At 67.6% G+C, this 15,267-nt stretch carries 13 protein-coding genes and 1 pseudogene; 7 read left to right on the forward strand and 7 right to left on the reverse strand.

What is annotated here, in order from left to right:
* Window positions 1-1,291: 1,291 nt before the first annotated feature.
* Window positions 1,292-1,528, reverse strand: a pseudogene (locus tag ROZ00_14035) (LysM peptidoglycan-binding domain-containing protein).
* A gap of 124 nt (window positions 1,529-1,652) precedes the next feature.
* Here ROZ00_14035 and def point away from each other — a divergent pair.
* The 3 genes from def to htpX are packed head-to-tail and all read left to right on the forward strand — an operon-like array spanning window position 1,653 to window position 3,991.
* The gene (gene def / locus ROZ00_14040; GenBank protein ID MDT3737344.1) at window positions 1,653-2,156 is read left to right on the forward strand and encodes a peptide deformylase; all 504 of its coding nucleotides are present in this window, start codon (window positions 1,653-1,655) and stop codon (window positions 2,154-2,156) included.
* Complete coding sequence (gene fmt / locus ROZ00_14045) at window positions 2,156-3,091, forward strand: methionyl-tRNA formyltransferase (protein ID MDT3737345.1); 936 nt, start codon at window positions 2,156-2,158, stop codon at window positions 3,089-3,091. The genes def and fmt overlap by 1 nt, the downstream gene beginning before the upstream one ends.
* Window positions 3,092-3,151: 60 nt before the next feature.
* Window positions 3,152-3,991 carry a zinc metalloprotease HtpX gene (htpX, locus tag ROZ00_14050; GenBank protein ID MDT3737346.1) on the forward strand — a complete coding sequence of 280 codons (840 nt, stop codon included), beginning with the start codon at window positions 3,152-3,154 and terminating at the stop codon, window positions 3,989-3,991.
* A gap of 42 nt (window positions 3,992-4,033) precedes the next feature.
* Here the strand turns inward: htpX and ROZ00_14055 are convergent, their stop codons facing one another.
* From ROZ00_14055 to ROZ00_14080, 6 genes are all read right to left on the reverse strand, one after another.
* Window positions 4,034-4,279: a phosphopantetheine-binding protein gene (locus tag ROZ00_14055; protein MDT3737347.1), complete on the reverse strand. Its 246-nt coding sequence runs from the start codon at window positions 4,277-4,279 to the stop codon at window positions 4,034-4,036.
* Window positions 4,279-5,457, reverse strand: coding sequence for a dihydrolipoamide acetyltransferase family protein (locus ROZ00_14060; GenBank protein MDT3737348.1), 1,179 nt, complete (start codon window positions 5,455-5,457; stop codon window positions 4,279-4,281). Before ROZ00_14060 ends, ROZ00_14055 begins: the two co-directional genes overlap by 1 nt.
* Entirely contained in the window at window positions 5,454-6,425 is a 972-nt protein-coding gene (locus tag ROZ00_14065) for an alpha-ketoacid dehydrogenase subunit beta (protein ID MDT3737349.1), read from the reverse strand. The genes ROZ00_14060 and ROZ00_14065 overlap by 4 nt, the downstream gene beginning before the upstream one ends.
* Window positions 6,422-7,408, reverse strand: coding sequence for a pyruvate dehydrogenase (acetyl-transferring) E1 component subunit alpha (gene pdhA, locus ROZ00_14070; protein MDT3737350.1), 987 nt, complete (start codon window positions 7,406-7,408; stop codon window positions 6,422-6,424). Before pdhA ends, ROZ00_14065 begins: the two co-directional genes overlap by 4 nt.
* Window positions 7,405-9,174 (reverse strand): acetate--CoA ligase, encoded by a 1,770-nt coding sequence (gene acsA, locus ROZ00_14075; GenBank protein ID MDT3737351.1) that lies wholly within the window; start codon window positions 9,172-9,174, stop codon window positions 7,405-7,407. The genes pdhA and acsA overlap by 4 nt, the downstream gene beginning before the upstream one ends.
* 76 nt (window positions 9,175-9,250) lie before the next feature.
* Complete coding sequence (locus tag ROZ00_14080) at window positions 9,251-10,663, reverse strand: saccharopine dehydrogenase C-terminal domain-containing protein (protein ID MDT3737352.1); 1,413 nt, start codon at window positions 10,661-10,663, stop codon at window positions 9,251-9,253.
* A 187-nt stretch (window positions 10,664-10,850) separates the two neighbouring features.
* Between ROZ00_14080 and ROZ00_14085 the strand changes: the two genes are divergently transcribed.
* Genes ROZ00_14085 through ROZ00_14100 form a run of 4 tightly spaced genes read left to right on the forward strand, consistent with a single transcriptional unit; the run spans window position 10,851 to window position 15,254 of the window.
* A complete protein-coding gene (locus ROZ00_14085; GenBank protein ID MDT3737353.1) occupies window positions 10,851-11,282 on the forward strand; it encodes a YbaN family protein in 432 nt (143 codons plus the stop codon).
* A gap of 3 nt (window positions 11,283-11,285) precedes the next feature.
* Window positions 11,286-12,575 (forward strand): 16S rRNA (cytosine(967)-C(5))-methyltransferase RsmB, encoded by a 1,290-nt coding sequence (gene rsmB, locus ROZ00_14090; protein MDT3737354.1) that lies wholly within the window; start codon window positions 11,286-11,288, stop codon window positions 12,573-12,575.
* Window positions 12,535-13,152, forward strand: a complete 618-nt coding sequence (locus tag ROZ00_14095) for a DUF4390 domain-containing protein (protein ID MDT3737355.1) — start codon at window positions 12,535-12,537, stop codon at window positions 13,150-13,152. The genes rsmB and ROZ00_14095 overlap by 41 nt, the downstream gene beginning before the upstream one ends.
* Window positions 13,149-15,254 carry an ATP-binding protein gene (locus ROZ00_14100; protein MDT3737356.1) on the forward strand — a complete coding sequence of 702 codons (2,106 nt, stop codon included), beginning with the start codon at window positions 13,149-13,151 and terminating at the stop codon, window positions 15,252-15,254. The genes ROZ00_14095 and ROZ00_14100 overlap by 4 nt, the downstream gene beginning before the upstream one ends.
* Window positions 15,255-15,267: the final 13 nt, after the last annotated feature.

Below are 15,267 nucleotides of genomic sequence, written 5' to 3' on the forward strand. Positions count from 1 at the left end.
SYRTCGAKSCCKWGCSSCRSRSSSCKSMSSRWKGTGMGKCCGSSWYSRKRCMRRGCGSCRGSSMRSKSWYMMKSGTYRGSYSSGCMYYGKSGMGTGKSRTKGCGMRRGCCRWCGMWKKSGASKSYCYSKGCRKYGWGSMGTTSSGYGMRMCSWYKMWYRYRWRGGMSGGKGKGYKGRKCRGSTSCAYCSRGCMSKYSWYRYRSAWARSMSKMRKCGGSYMSGKYRMKKMWRGCAKKSSYYGSSKSKWSGSCSCAKSSGMSRGSSKCRKSRWKSYSKYKYYSSGCWYYSYAGSMMAGRMGMKKKYCKKSYYGMTYKSGCSWWRWSSMKCRYGRMARMGYAGYKGYKCYRSCKGYSMRGAYSMRATCGKSMRGGCCRRWGKYGSCSRGCWGGCKGCGMWKMKCCTSKCSGSMARWSCSMGKYSSGMGRGWMRSSYGCRSYSMGKCKSSSMGYYRRYKYYCRSMSYRMRSKTMWGGCGYRMSYASGMKGYSRGWYMSCWCYMSCGCGKMRSWWAYGSSGTSSRMRMSRYRKMRGAMRMMMMCMMSGSMSKWRYGWYSKSSMKSMMMWKYGMWKWKGMWMKKYKSKYKRMSRYSSSGRWRRMGAMSMKCRSSMCSKWKSSSWYRGRYGGCMAKYWSATGKYSSKCSTYKMKKYYMYMYCGCGKWMMRSRMKYYMGCSKCMMKWKSGAWWRAYGRCSRGTWYMYKKSMSGSYKCSAYRSMKKSCSGSGWSCYGSSMYTSAAKSTKMYKRKMKRGWRSSKGSSGSKCKYMKTGRMKSMWMYMYRSAYGSSYGSKWSSYRTCMSYSGRTCWKYKWKKYMGRTWYSYKGGRCGSSYRKSGSAWSATYYMRKSKCGCKRGKYCGSCMTCMGCSRSKMRYKKRKSCSKAYCKMSWKMRMRSSCKTSRYKRCMKMYRSCKTSSYYGGTTYSMSKWYSGMKMMSMGSKTKGSYGKRMCGRRAKAKMWSSCMTSKTKTSSRWTKSYYYYYYWGSYYKCKSGMKYRRWSACSGSCKYSGKGRSMSRKRWRRMCKSSSWCWKCYTGTGYKKSMMCKWYWKTCSGCKYAYMYWKSMKYSSMYSYYCKKSCMGMWSYAKMSRCSKKSWYMSKRMRKGSYMRMKRKYWTYSKSSSGKMTKYYMGSSMWKSCYYKKSMRRYWYSWTCSGMMTGGAYMKKMRGSKSKMSWTKMWSKTCTGAGGAATGCTCGGAATTGCCTGTGAGAGCTGTTCCGAATGAACCTTGGGTTCGATTTTCACGGTTTCGAGACGCAATTGCGGATCGGTGCCGCTGCGGTCGAGAACCAGCACCTGGCCCGGGTAGATGCGGTGCGGGTTCTTCACCTGCTCCTTGTTCATGCGCCACAGCTCCGGCCAGCGATAGGGTTCCTTGAGAAACTTCCCGGAAATGCCCCATAGCGTATCGCCCGGCACGACGATATGGCGGTCGGGCGCGTTGTCGGCTAGCTGGAGTGGCTTGGCATCCTGTGCCAAGGCACAGGCGGTTGAAAAACTCAGAAGTAGCGCAGATATAATGCGAATCATCATCTTGGCCTCGCGCAAGGTTCCCGAGCCGGGGACCGGATTCTCGTCGAAGTCTAGCACGCTAGCCCCGACTTTTACAGGTTTGCATTAATTGTTGCACCTAATTACCTAAATCCGCAAGCTTTTTATGGCCCTTCTGCCGATTCTCCGTTATCCCGATCCTCGCCTGCACAAGAAAGCTGCCGTCGTGGAGCAGGTCGATGAATCCATCCGCAAGCTGATCGCCGACATGGCGGAAACCATGTATGAGGCACCGGGCATCGGTCTGGCCGCCACCCAGGTTGATGTACACAAGCGAGTGGTCGTCATCGACGTGTCGGAAGACAAATCGAAGCTGCTCGCTTTCGTCAATCCGGAGATTCTCGAACGTTCCGGCGAGCAGGTCTGCGAGGAAGGTTGCCTGTCCGTGCCGGGCATCTACGAGAAGGTTACCCGCAGCGAACGGGTCAAGGTGCGTGCCCTCGATCCGCAGGGCGCGCCATTTACCTTGGAAGCGGAAGGCCTGCTGGCGGTGTGTGTCCAGCACGAAATCGATCATCTCGATGGCAAGGTCTTTGTCGAGCACCTCTCCCAGCTCAAGCAGGGCCGCATCAAAGCCAAGCTGGCCAAGCAGGCGCGCATCACGGCGTGATGCGCGTCATCTTCGCCGGGACGCCGGATTTTGCCGCCATTTCGTTGCAGGCCATCCTGGCTGCCGGACAGGATGTGCCGTTAGTGCTTACTCAGCCGGATCGCCCTGCGGGACGTGGCATGTCCTTGCAAGCCAGCCCAGTCAAGCAACTTGCCCTGCAGCATGGTTTGCGGGTGCACCAGCCCCCCTCCCTCAAATCCGAGGAAGCCCGCCTGCCCATCATCGATGCCGGGGCCGACGTCATGGTGGTGGCCGCCTACGGCCTCATCTTCCCGCAGGCCGTCCTCGACATCCCGCGGCTGGGCTGCCTGAACATCCATGCTTCACTCCTGCCGCGCTGGCGCGGGGCGGCACCGATCCAGCGCGCGCTCCTGGCCGGCGATACCGAAACCGGCGTCACCATCATGCTCATGGAGGCCGGGCTCGACACCGGTCCGATGCTGCTCAAGGAAAGTCTGCCCATTGCGGCCACCGAAACCGCCGGCACCTTGCACGACAAGCTGGCCGGGTTGGGCGCACGCCTGATCGTGGAAGCGCTGCGCCGGATGGAACGCGGGGCGCTGCCCGGCGAAATCCAGACCCCTGAAGGCGTCACCTACGCCGCCAAGCTGGAAAAGGCCGAAGCCGCGCTCGACTGGCGACTGCCCGCCGCGCAGCTGGACCGCGCGGTGCGCGCCTTCAACCCCTTCCCCGGCGCGGCGGCGCAGATCGACGGCCAGATCGTCAAGGTCTGGGCGGCGGAACCCGTTTCGCAAACAGGTGAAGCCGGCCGCGTCCTGGCCGCCGGCAGCGACGGCATCGTCGTCGCCTGCGGCGAAGGTGCGCTGCGCCTGATCGAATTGCAGAAAGCCGGCGGCAAACGCCTGCCGGCCGCCGATTTCCTGCGCGGCTTCGATCTCAAGCCCGGGCAGCGCTTCGCCGTCGCGACGGATTGAATTTTCCGGCGCCTGCCCCATCTAGTCACTGCGTTCCATTTTGACTGGAGACAAGAACCCATGTTCGGCAACTGGCTGAAAACCGCGATCCTCATGGCCGGCATCCTGGCGCTGTTCGCCGCCGTCGGCGGCGCCATCGGCGGTGCCCAGGGCATGCTGATCGCCTTCCTGCTCGGCGCGGGCATGAACTTCTTCGCCTACTGGTTCTCGGACAAGATGGTGCTGCGCATGTACAACGCGCAGGAAGTGGACGCCTCCTCCTCGCCCTATCTCTACAACATGGTGGCGGAACTGGCCCGGCGCGCGCAAATCCCGATGCCGCGCGTCTACCTCATCGACGAGGTGCAGCCCAACGCCTTCGCCACCGGCCGCAATCCGGAGCACGCCGCCGTGGCGGCCACCACCGGCATCCTGCAGTTGCTCTCGGCGCGCGAGCTGCGCGGCGTCATGGCGCACGAGTTGTCGCACGTCAAGCATCGCGACATCCTCATCTCGACGATTTCCGCCACCATCGCCGGCGCCATCTCTTCGCTGGCGCAGTTCGGCATGCTCTTCGGCGGCTCGCGCGACGGCGAGCGCGCCAACCCGATCGTCGCCATCGTCGTCATGATCCTGGCGCCGATCGCTGCCATGCTGATCCAGATGGCCATCTCGCGCGCCCGCGAATTCGAGGCCGACCGCGGCGGCGCCGAGATCTCCGGCGACCCGCATGCGCTCGCCGACGCGCTGGCCAAGATCGACGCCTACGCCCGCGGCATCCCCATGCACACGGCGGAGGCGCATCCCGAGACGGCGCAGATGATGATCATGAACCCGCTCTCCGGCGGCGGCCTGCGCGGCATGTTCAGCACGCACCCGGCGACGGAGGAGCGCATCGCGCGCCTGCGCGCGATGGCGTGACCGAGGAAACGGAAGGCAAAAGGGCGGCTGCGGCCGCCCTTTCTATTTGAGCTTCTTCTTGAGGTAATCGAGCACGTCGCCCAGCGTGACGAGTTTCGCGTAGTCGGCCTCCGGGATGTCCACCTTCAGCTTCTCGTGCAGGCCGATCAGGAAGTTGAGCCAGTCCATCGAGTCGAGGTCGACCTGGTTCCTCAGCGGCCGGTCGGCGCGCAGGTCGCCGTCTTCCACTTCCGGCGCTATGGTCTTCAGCGTGGCGATCACCACGGCGCGCAGTTCTTGTTCTTCCATTACAGGTTCTCCGGTTCTTGCAGTTGATCGCGCAGCGCGGCGAGAAAGAGCGCGCCGCGATGGCCGTCCGATACGCGGTGGTCGGCGGCGAGGCTGGCCGTCGTCGCGGGCATGACCGTCAGCGCACCATCCACCGCCCAGGGCTGATCGACGATGCGGCCGAAGCCGACCAGCGCCACCTGCGGCGGATAGATGACGCCGTAGACCGCCGCCACGCCCTGCTCGCCGAGGTTGGTGACGGTGATGGTCGGGTCGGACATCTCCGAACTGCGCAGCGATCCCGCGCGGGCGCGCTTGACGAGATCGGCGAGGTCGAGCATGAGCTGCTCCAGCGATTTTTCGCCGACGTCGTGGATGGCCGGCGCGATGAGGCCGCCCTGCCTGAGCGAAATCGCCACGCCGATGTGCGCGGCGGCGGCGGGCTGGAAGGCGCCGTCGCGGAAGAAGCCGTTCATCTCGGGGAATTGCTTCAGCGTCAGGGCCACCGCCTTCAGCTGCAGCACGGCCATGAGCAGGCGCGCCGTGATCGGGCGGCCCTCGTTGGCCTTCGCCAGCCACTCCGTCGCGCGGCGCATCGGCACCGGCTCGGAGAGGTAGTAGTGCGGGATCTCGCGCTTCGAGCGGCTCATCGCCGTGGCGATGGCCTTGCGCATTTCCGCCGCCTTGTCGGGAACCGGCGCCGTCCTGGCAGGACTGACTTTGGCCACGGCTGCCTGTTCGACGTCCGCCAGCGTGACGGCGCCCTCGGGGCCGGTGCCGGCGACGGTCTCGATGTCGACGCCCAGCTCCTCGGCATGCTTGCGCGCCGCCGGCGAGATGCGGCGGCGGCCGGCGATCGCCGCAGCGGGGCGCGCCGTGACTGCAGGCACGGGGGACGGTGCAGCCGCCGCCATGAGCGTCGGCGCCGCACGCGGCGTGCGCTTCGCCGTCTCCGGCGTTTCGCCTGCCTCGAGCAGGGTCGCCATCACCGTGCCGACGGGGACCGTCTCGCCCGGCTCGATGAGCAGCTCGAAGACGGTGCCCTCGCTCCAGCTCTCGACGTCCACCGCCGCCTTCGAGGTGTCGACGATGGCCACCACCTGGCCCTTCTTCACCGTGTCGCCGGGCCTGACTTTCCATTCGAGGAGCTTGCCCTCGTCCATGTCGGCGCCGAGGGACGGCAGTTTGAATTCGATCATTTTCCAGTCACCTGTTTTGCGGCGGCGACGATCTTCGGCACCTGCGGCAGCGCCGCTTCCTCCATGTGCTTTGCGTAGGGAATCGGCACCTCCTCGCTGCACACGCGCGCCACCGGCGCGTCGAGGTCGAAGAAGCACTGCTCGACGATGCGCGCCATCACCTCCGCCGCCAGGCTGCCGCTCCGCCAGCCCTCGTCGACCACCACGGCCTTGTGCGTCTTGCGCAGCGAGGCGGCGAGGGTGTCGGTGTCCAGCGGCCGCAGCACGCGCAGGTCGATCACCTCCGCTTGGATGCCTTCCGCGGCGAGCTGCTCGGCGGCGGCCAGCGTCTTCGGCAGCGAGCCGCCGTAGGTGATCAGGCTGATGTCCGTGCCTTCGCGGCGCACCGCCGCCGAGGCGATGTCGCAGTGCCAGTCGTCCGGCAGTTCACCCTCCAGGTTGTAGAGCTGGGCGTGCTCGAAGATCACCACCGGGTCCGGATCGGCCAGCGCCGGGGCGAGCATGCCGCGCGCGTCGGCGATGGTCGCCGGCGCCAGCACGCGGATGCCGGGAATGTGCGCGTACCAGTTCTCCAGGCTGTGCGAGTGCTGCGCGGCGAGCTGGCGGCCGGCGCCGGTGGCCATGCGCAGCACCAGCGGCACGGAGAACTGGCCGCCCGACATGTGGCGCAGCGCCGCCGCGGTATTCACGATCTGGTCGAGCGCCAGCAGGCTGAAGTTCACCGTCATCACCTCGACGATCGGTCGCAGGCCGCCCAGCGCCGCGCCGATGCCGGCGCCGACGAAGCCCAGTTCGGAAAGCGGCGTGTCGCGGATGCGCTCCGGGCCGAATTCCTCGAGGAAGCCCTTCGAGCAGGCGTAGGTGCCGCCGTACCTGCCGACGTCCTCGCCCATCAGGAAGACGCGCGGGTCGGCGGCAAGCGCCTCGCGCATGGCCTGGCGCACCGCTTCGCGGTAAGTCATTTTCATGGCGAGTACACGTCTTTCAACAAATCTTCCACAGGCTCCCACGCTGCAGCCTCGGCGAATTCCACCGCCGCCTGCACCTCGGCATTCGCCTGCGCGTCGAAGACGAGGAACTCCTCCTCGGTGAGCTTGCCCTCTGCCTTCAGCCGCGCCGAGAAGGTGTGCAGCGGGCCGCGCGTCTTCCACTCCTCCACTTCCGCCTTGTCGCGGTAGAGCTCGGGGTCGAACATCGAGTGGGCGCGGAAGCGGTAGGTTTGCAACTCGAGGAAGAAGGGGCCGAGGCCGTCGCGCACGTGCGCGACGGCGAGCTTCATCGCTTCATGCACCGCCACCACATCCATGCCGTCGGCCTTCAGCGTCGGCACGGCGTAGCTGGCCGCCTTGGCGCAGAGGTCGGTCTGTGCCTCGGAACGAGCCAGCGCCGTGCCCATGGCGTAGAGGTTGTTCTCGCAGCAGAACAGCACCGGCAGCTGCCACAGCGCGGCGAGGTTCATCGATTCGTGGAAGGCGCCCTCGGCCATGGCGCCCTCGCCGAAGAAGCAGGCGGTGACCACCTGCCGCTTCTGCAATTTGTCCGCCAGGCCGAAGCCGATCGCCAGCGGCAGCCCGCCGCCGACGATGGCGTTGCCGCCGAAGAAGCGCGTCGCCGCGTCGAAGAGATGCATCGAGCCGCCGCGCCCGCGCGAGCAGCCGGCGGCCTTGCCGAACATCTCGGCCATGATCACATCCATCGACACGCCGCGCACCAGGGCATGGCCGTGCTCGCGGTAGGTGGCGACGATGTTGTCCTCCGGCAGGATCGCATGCAGCGCGCCGACGGCGCAGGCCTCCTCGCCGATGTAGAGGTGCAGGAAGCCGCGGATCTTCTGCGCGCCGTAGAGCTCGGCGCACTTTTCCTCCATGCGGCGGATGCGCAGCATGTCGAAGAGCAGCTTCTGCGCGAAATCCTTGTCCCAGGGAACGGGGCCGGACGGCGGCTGAATCACGACGACTCCAATGTGGACGTGTCGCCTTCCGGCAGTCCCAGTTCGCGGGCCTTGAGGAGCCGCCGCATGATCTTGCCGCTGCGCGTGCGCGGCAGCGAGGGCAGGAAGTCGATCTCCTTCGGCGCCACCGCGGCGCCGAGTTTCTTGCGCGCATGGCCGAGCAGCTCCATGCGCAGCGCCTCGCTCGCCTCGAAGCCCTTCTTCAGCGAGACGAAGGCCTTCACCACTTCGCCCACCACCTCGTCGGGCTTGCCGATGACGCCGGCCTCGGCCACCGCCGGGTGCTCCATCAGGGCACTCTCCACCTCGAAGGGGCCGATCAGGTGGCCGGCCGACTTGATGACGTCGTCGGCGCGGCCGACGAACCAGAAGTAGCCATCGGCGTCGCGTTTCGCCAGGTCGCCGGTGAGGTACCAGGCATTGTCCGGCCCGGCGAAGCATTTTTTGTAGCGCTCCTCGTTGTGCAGATAGCCGCGCAACATCGAAGGCCAGCCCGCCTTCAGCGCCAGCTCGCCCTCCGTGTCCGCCGTGTCGACGGGACTGACTTTTCCGTCCGACTCCTTCTTCACGATGGCCGCCTCGATGCCGGGCAGCGGTCGCCCCATGGAGCCGGGCTTGATGTCGAAGGCCGGCGTGTTGGCGATCATGATGCCGCCGGTTTCGGTCTGCCACCAGTTGTCGTGGATCGGCAGGCCCAGCACCTCCTTGCCCCACCACACCGCCTCAGGGTTGAGCGGCTCGCCGACGCTGGCGACGAAACGCAGGTTGGGATAGCTGTGCTTGCGCGCGATTTCCGCACCGGCCTTCATCAGCATGCGGATGGCGGTCGGCGCCGTGTACCAGACGCTGACTTTTTCCTCGTCGAGGATGCGGTACCAGCGCTCGGCGTCGAAGTCCGCCTCGTCGACGATCGAGGTGACGCCATGCAGCAGCGGCGCAATGATGCCGTAGGAGGTGCCCGTCACCCAACCCGGGTCGGCGGTGCACCAGTAGATGTCGTCGGCGTGCAGGTCGAGGGCGTAGCGGCCGGTGGCGTAATGCGTCGCCACGGCGCCGTGCACGTGCATGGCGCCTTTCGGCGTGCCGGTGGTGCCGCTGGTGAAGTGCAGCAGCGACAGGTCCTCCGCCTGCGTCGGCACGATGTCGAATTCGTCCGCGGCCTGCGCCATCAGCGTGCCGAGGTCGCGCGTGCCGGGAATGTTCGTCGCCTGCCCCTCCTCGCCCACCAGCAGCACGTGGCGCAGCGTCGGCAGCTGCTCGCGGATCTTCGCCACCTTGCGTTCATAGAGGAGCTCCGTGGTGACCAGCACCGCGCCCTCGCCGAGCCTGATGCGGGTGGCGATCGGCTCCGGCCCGAAGGCGGAAAAGAGCGGGGAGACCACCGTGCCGTTCTTGAAGCTGCCCAGCACCGTGACGTAGAGCTCGGGAATGCGGCCGGAGAGCAAAAACAGCCGCTCGCCCTTGCCGACACCCAGCGTTTTCAGGACATTGGCGAAGCGGTTGCTCAGGCGCGACAGCTCGCCATAAGTGATGTCGCGGGAGTCGCTGGCGCCGAGGAAGCGGAAGGCGACCTTGTCGCGCAGCGGTCCGCGGGCGTGGCATTCGACGGCCTCGTGCGCGATGTTGAGCCCGCCGCCCGGCAGGCCGGCCAGCTCGGCGCGCACGGCGTCCCAGCTGAATGCGGCGCGCGTCGCGGCGTAGTCCGACAGGTTCGGCGGCACGCGCAGATCGGCGGCGGTCTTGCGGATGATTAGCGGACGGTCCACCCTGCCTCCTCCACGCGAATGATGCAGGAATTCTGCGGTGCCGGTACCGCCCGGACTTTGACTTACGACAAAAGAATCAGACGACGCGGAAGTTCTTGAACTGCCAGGGGTCGTCGCCGTCGAGGTCTTCCTCGAACAGCCTGCCGCGGTCCTGCAGGGGCGTCCAGTCGCTGTATTCGCCGACCACCTGGCCGAGGTACGGCCGGATGAAATCCATGATCTCGGCGTGATCCATTTCCTCCGGCTCGACCACGCCGCGGTCCGGATGCCGCAGCGCCCAGATCACGCCGGCCACCACCGGCGCCGTCACCTGCAGACTGGTGGCGCTGTTGTGCGGGGCGAGGCGGCGCGCTTCCACGATTGAGAGCCGCGAGCCGTACCAGTAGGCGCCCTTCTCGTGGCCCATCAGCAGCACGCCCAACTCGTCGACGCCTGAAATGATTTCATCCTTGACCAGCCGGTGCGATGCCTGCATCTGCCAGTTGCGGCCGGCCAGCTCGTGCACCGACTGCACCGTGTCGTCCGAGGGGTGGTAGGCGTAATGCACCGTTGGCCGATATTCCGGGCTGCTGCCGTCGCCGATGGTGAAGAAATCGGCCAGGGAAATCGATTCGCTGTGGGTGATGAGAAAGCCATGGATCGGCCCGGCCAGCGGCGTCCACGTGCGCACCCGCGTACTGGCGCCGGGGCGTGTCAGGTAGATGGCGGCCTTGCAGCCGGCTTCATGACGACGTCCGTCGGCGGGGAAATGCTTCTCATGGCTGCCCCAACCCAGTTCCGCAGGCTGGCAGCCTTCACCGACGAACCCCTCCACCGACCAGGTGTTCACGAACTCGCCGGGTGCCTTGCGCGGCTCGGCCACCTGGCTGTCCCGCTCGGCAACGTGGATGGTCCGGATGTTCAGGTCGCGCGCCAGGCGCGCCCAGCCGGCGCGGTCCTTCGGGGCGGCTGCCGGTCGGCCGGTGTCGCGGGCGATGTTGAGCAGCGCTTCCTTGACCAGGTGCGAAATCATGCCCGGATTGGCTCCGTGCGTGATGATGGCCGTCGGCGTGCCAGGCCGCTTGAGCTTCAGCGCCGTCTCGCGCAAGGCATAGTTCGAGCGCGCTGCCGGCGTGACCGAAACGTCGGTGTAGCCGCCGGCCCAGGGCTCGATGCAGGTGTCGATATAGAGCGCGCCACGCTCCTGGCAGAGCGTGATGAGGGCGACGCTGGAAACGTCGGTGGAACAATTGATCAGGAGGTCGCCGCGCCCCAGGCGCGGCTCCAGCAGGGTGCGGAAATTGGCGGGAGTCAGGGGGGAGTCATGGAAGGCGACGCCGTATTCGGCGGCCACCTTGCGGCCGTTCTCGTCGCCGGTCACGATGACGACCTGCTCCGGCTTCAGGTCGATGTGGCGCAGCAGCAAGGGCAGCGTGCCCTGTCCTATCGAGCCGAAGCCCACCATGACGATGCGGCCGGAAAAGGCCAGCGCTTTGCGGTTTTCCCCCAATTTCTCTCCCCTAAAAACCTTTCCGCGGCCCTTTGGGCGACATGGTTGTTTATTACGTAAGGCCGCGCAGGATAAAGGAAAATCCATGAAAACGCAATGTCGTGGAGCAAGTCCGCGGCCAATGGCTGCCTTTAGCCGGGGATCTCCGCCGACGCGTACAATCGCCCCTTCTCCGGGGAACGGACCGATGCGGAAACGCCGGGAAAACATCGATTACAGCGCCGAGATGAACAGGCACGACTCGCCGGCGGTGCGCCTGCTGTTCGTCGCGCTGGGCACCCTGTTCGTGTTGCTGGGCATAGCCGGCGCCTTTCTGCCCGTACTGCCGACCACCCCCTTCATGCTGCTGGCCGCCGGCTGCTATGCGCGCGCCTCGACGCGCTTCTACAACTGGCTGCTCAACAACCCGACGTTCGGCCCGACCATCCTCGAGTGGCGGCGCCATCGCAGCATTCCCTGGCGCGTCAAGCTCGCTGCCATTGCCATGATGGCGGCGACGCTGAGCATCTCCATCCTTTTCTTTGTCCCTTGGCCCGAACTGCAGGCGGCGCTGGCGCTGTTCGGCATGCTGCTTGCCGCCTACATGTACCGCATCCCCTCGCGCGACCGGCCCCGTTAGCCCATGCCCCTCGTTGAAACATCGCTTGCCTACGCCCTGCACGGCGCTGCCGGGGCCGTTGCCGAAGTTCTTACCGGCCGCAACCTGAATGAAGCCCTGGCCGGCCTCTGGCGGAGCATGCCCGACCTGTCGTCCGGGCAGCGCGGCGCCATGCAGGACCTGGCCTACTCCGCCCTGCGGCGCTTCGGGCGCGACGATTTTTACCTGTCGCAGCTGATGGACAAGCCGCTGCGGGACGGGCCGGTGCGGGGGCTGCTGCTGGTGGCGCTGTCGCGCCTGGCGGTGCGGCCGGAGGAGGCGCATACCATCGTCGACCAGGCCGTCGAGGCCGCCGGCGCGCGCTCGCACGGCAAGTACAAGGCGCTCGTGAATGGGGTGCTGCGCAACTTCCTGCGCAGGCAGGCCGAGCTGGAAGCTGCCGCCGGGCAGGACGAGGCCGCCCGTTGGCAACACCCGCGCTGGTGGATTGGCCGACTGCGCCGTGCCTATCCGGACGGCTGGCAGCCGATCCTCGAAGCCGGCAACGGCCGTCCGCCGATGACGCTGAGGGTGAATCGCCGCCGTATCGCGGCGACTGACTATCTGGCGCGGCTCGAGGCGGCGGGCCTGGCGGCTCGCCCGCTCGACGGCGAGGCGCTCCTGCTCGAGCGGCCCGTGCCGGTGGAGCGCCTGCCCGGCTTCGCCGAGGGGCTGTGCTCCGTGCAGGATGGCGGTGCGCAACGCGCCGCGCCGCTGCTCGACGCGCACGACGGCATGCGCGTGCTGGACGCCTGCGCCGCGCCGGGCGGCAAGACGGCGCATGTTCTCGAGCTGGCGGACGTCGACCTGCTGGCGCTGGATGCCGATGCCGGCCGCGCGCTGCGCGTCTCGGAGAACCTGTTCCGCCTCGGTCTGCTGGCGAAGGTGGCGCCGGCCGATTGCCGCGAGCTCGGGGCTTGGTGGGACGGCCGCGAATTCGACCGCATCCTCGCCGATGTGCCGTGTACGGCCTCCGGGGTGGTTCGCCGCCACCCCGACGCCAAGTGGCTGCGGCGCGAAAAGGACATCGCGCAATTCGCCCGCGCGCAGGAGGAAATCCTCGATGCGCTGTGGCGGGTGCTCGCGCCCGGTGGTAAATTGCTGTATGCGACGTGCTCGCTCTTCCCCGAGGAGAACGGCCGCCAGGTCGCGGCCTTCGCCGCGCGACAAGAAGATTGCATGCGGTTGCCGGTCGCGGGCATGCCCGAGCTGCAGCTGCTGCCCAACGAAGAACATGACGGCTTTTATTACGCCCTCCTCGAGAAGCAGGCCTGACCGGCCTGCGTGCCGAATAGCCGCGGCGCTGCTGTTCTTCGCGCTGTCCCTGCTTTCCCTCGCCGGCAGTGCCGCAGAGATCGAGGTGAAAAGCGCCAAGATCACCGCAGGCGAGGAAGCCTGGCTGGTCGATGCGGAGTTCGGCATCGACATCGGCCAGCGCCTGGAGGAGGTCGTCGCGCACGGGGTGCCGCTGTATTTCGTCGCCGAGTTCACCCTGAGCAAGGCGCGCTGGTACTGGGTAGACGAGCATGTCGCCGGCAGGCAGCAGACCTGGCGCCTGTCCTACAACGCGCTGACCCGCCAGTATCGCCTGTCGACGGGGGCGCTGCACCAGAACTTTGTCTCGCTGGGAGAGGCGCTTGGCGTGCTGGCGCGGTTGCGCAACTGGGCAGTGGCGGACAGGGCGCTGCTGAAGGCGGGAGAACCGTACAACGCCGCCCTGCGCCTGAAGCTGGACCTGACCCAGCTGCCCAAACCGTTCCAGGTCACCGCCATCGGCAACAAGGAATGGAACATCACGGCCGAGGTGAAGCGCTGGAGCTTCACGCCGCCGAGCGAGACTCTGGCCAAATGAGAATCCTGCTCATCGTCGCCGCGGCGCTCGCCGCCATCCTGCTCTTCCTGCTGACGTCGGCGTCCGCCAACACGGCGCTGTTCGCCGGCGAGTACCGTTTGCTGCTGGGCTTCACCGCCGCCGTCGCTGCCACCCTGCTGGGCCTGGTTCTGTGGCAGTTGCGCCAGCTCTGGCGCGAGCATCGCGCCCAGGTCTTCGGCTCCCGCCTCAAGCTGCGCCTGATGCTGATGTTCGCGCTGATGGCGGTGGTGCCCGGTGCGCTGGTGTATGCCGTCTCGCTGCAGTTTGCCGTGAAGAGCATCGAATCCTGGTTCGACGTTCGGGTGGACAAGGCACTGGAAGGCGGCCTCAATCTCGGCCGCAATGCCCTGGACTACCTGCTGGCCGACCTGTCGGAGAAGGCGGGCACCATGGCGCTCGAGCTGGGCGAAGCCTCGGCCGCGATGCGATCGGCTCAGTTGAACCGGCTGCGCGAACAGGCCGGCGTGCAGACGGCCACCCTGCTTTCCGCGGGCGGCCAGGTGATTGCCAGCAGCACGGGCGAACGCGCTTCCCTGTTGCCCGACCTGCCCTCGCCGTCGCAGCTGCGCCAGGCGCGCCAGGGCCTCAGTGTCAGCGCCGTGGAAGGCGATGCCACGACCGGACTGACGATGCGCGTTCTGGTACCGGTGGCCGCGTATTCCTTTACCGGCGAGACGCGCGTGCTGCAACTCACCCAGGCGGTGCCGGCCTCGATCGCTGCCAGCGCCGAAAGCGTGCAGGCGGTCTATCGCGACTACCAGGAGCTGTCGCTGGCGAAGAGCAGCCTGAAGTGGATGTACACCCTCACGCTGACCCTGGCGCTGCTGCTCTCCCTGTTCACCGCCATCGCCCTGGCCTTCCTGCTCGCGCGCAGGCTCTCCGCCCCGCTGTCCATCCTGGCCCGCGGCACCGAGGCGGTGGCCGCCGGCGACTACTCGCCGCGCGAAATCGTTTCCACGCGCGACGAGCTGGGCGTGCTGACGCAATCCTTCAGCCAGATGACGCGCCAGCTCGACGAGGCGCGCGCCCAGGCGGAAAAAAGCCGGGCCGAGACGGAAGCCGCGCGCGCCTACCTGGAGAGCGTGCTGGGCAACCTGTCGGCAGGCGTGCTCGCCTTCGATGCCGACAGCCGGCTGCGTGCCGCCAACGACGGCGCCCGCGCCATCCTGCACGACGATCTGGCCGATGCGCAGCATCAGCCCATCGCCGGCTGGACCCGTCACCGGGAATTGAGCGAAGCCATCGTCGCCGGCTGCACCGAGCAATCGGGGGAGTGGCAGCGCGAGATCGAGATGCAAAACGGCGCCGGCGTGCCGCAGGCGCTGCTGGTGCGCGGCTCGCGCCTGCCCGAGGCCTCCGGCGGCGGCTGTGTGGTGGTGTTCGACGACATCACCCAGCTGATTGCCGCGCAGCGCTCCGCCGCCTGGGGCGAGGTGGCGCGGCGGCTGGCACACGAGATCAAGAATCCGCTGACGCCGATCCAGCTCTCCGCCGAGCGATTGGCGCACAAGCTGGCCGACAAGCTGTCCGGCGCGGAGCGCGAAATGCTGGAACGCTCGACGCAGACGATCGTGAACCAGGTCGAGGCGATGAAGCACATGGTGAACGACTTTCGCGACTATGCCCGCATGCCGCCGCCCCAGCTTGGAGCGCTCGACCTCAATGCCCTCGTCGAGGAAGTGCTCGGCCTCTACGAGACCTCGCGCGCGCATCTGGCGGTGGAGCTTGCCGACGGCCTGCCGCGCGTCGCCGGCGACGCGGCACAGCTGCGCCAGGTCATCCATAATCTGGTGGCCAACGCCGAGGATGCGCTGGCCGAGGTAGCCGATCCGGAGATACGCATCGCCACGCGCGCCGAGGGGCGCGGCGCGGTGCTCTCGGTGAGCGACAACGGGGGCGGCTTTCCGAAGGAAATACTCGCCCGCGCCTTCGAACCCTACGTGACGACCAAGGCGAAGGGCACCGGGCTGGGCCTGGCCATCGTCAAGAAGATCGTGGACGAGCACCACGGCCAGATCGAGATCGCCAACGCCGCTCCGCATGGCGCGCAGGTGAGGATACGGCTGCCGCAGGCGGCGTGAGAAACGGAACAGC

It is taken from the genome of Denitratisoma sp., assembly GCA_032027165.1.
Classification (GTDB): domain Bacteria; phylum Pseudomonadota; class Gammaproteobacteria; order Burkholderiales; family Rhodocyclaceae; genus Desulfobacillus.

Coding starts and splice junctions, on each gene's coding strand:
- def (MDT3737344.1), top strand. CDS start 1,653: ATGGCCCTTCTGCCGATTCTCCGTTATCCCGATCCTCGCCTGCACAAG.
- fmt (MDT3737345.1), top strand. CDS start 2,156: ATGCGCGTCATCTTCGCCGGGACGCCGGATTTTGCCGCCATTTCGTTG.
- htpX (MDT3737346.1), top strand. CDS start 3,152: ATGTTCGGCAACTGGCTGAAAACCGCGATCCTCATGGCCGGCATCCTG.
- ROZ00_14055 (MDT3737347.1), bottom strand. CDS start 4,279: ATGGAAGAACAAGAACTGCGCGCCGTGGTGATCGCCACGCTGAAGACC.
- ROZ00_14060 (MDT3737348.1), bottom strand. CDS start 5,457: ATGATCGAATTCAAACTGCCGTCCCTCGGCGCCGACATGGACGAGGGC.
- ROZ00_14065 (MDT3737349.1), bottom strand. CDS start 6,425: ATGAAAATGACTTACCGCGAAGCGGTGCGCCAGGCCATGCGCGAGGCG.
- ROZ00_14085 (MDT3737353.1), top strand. CDS start 10,851: ATGCGGAAACGCCGGGAAAACATCGATTACAGCGCCGAGATGAACAGG.
- rsmB (MDT3737354.1), top strand. CDS start 11,286: ATGCCCCTCGTTGAAACATCGCTTGCCTACGCCCTGCACGGCGCTGCC.
- ROZ00_14095 (MDT3737355.1), top strand. CDS start 12,535: ATGACGGCTTTTATTACGCCCTCCTCGAGAAGCAGGCCTGACCGGCCT.
- ROZ00_14100 (MDT3737356.1), top strand. CDS start 13,149: ATGAGAATCCTGCTCATCGTCGCCGCGGCGCTCGCCGCCATCCTGCTC.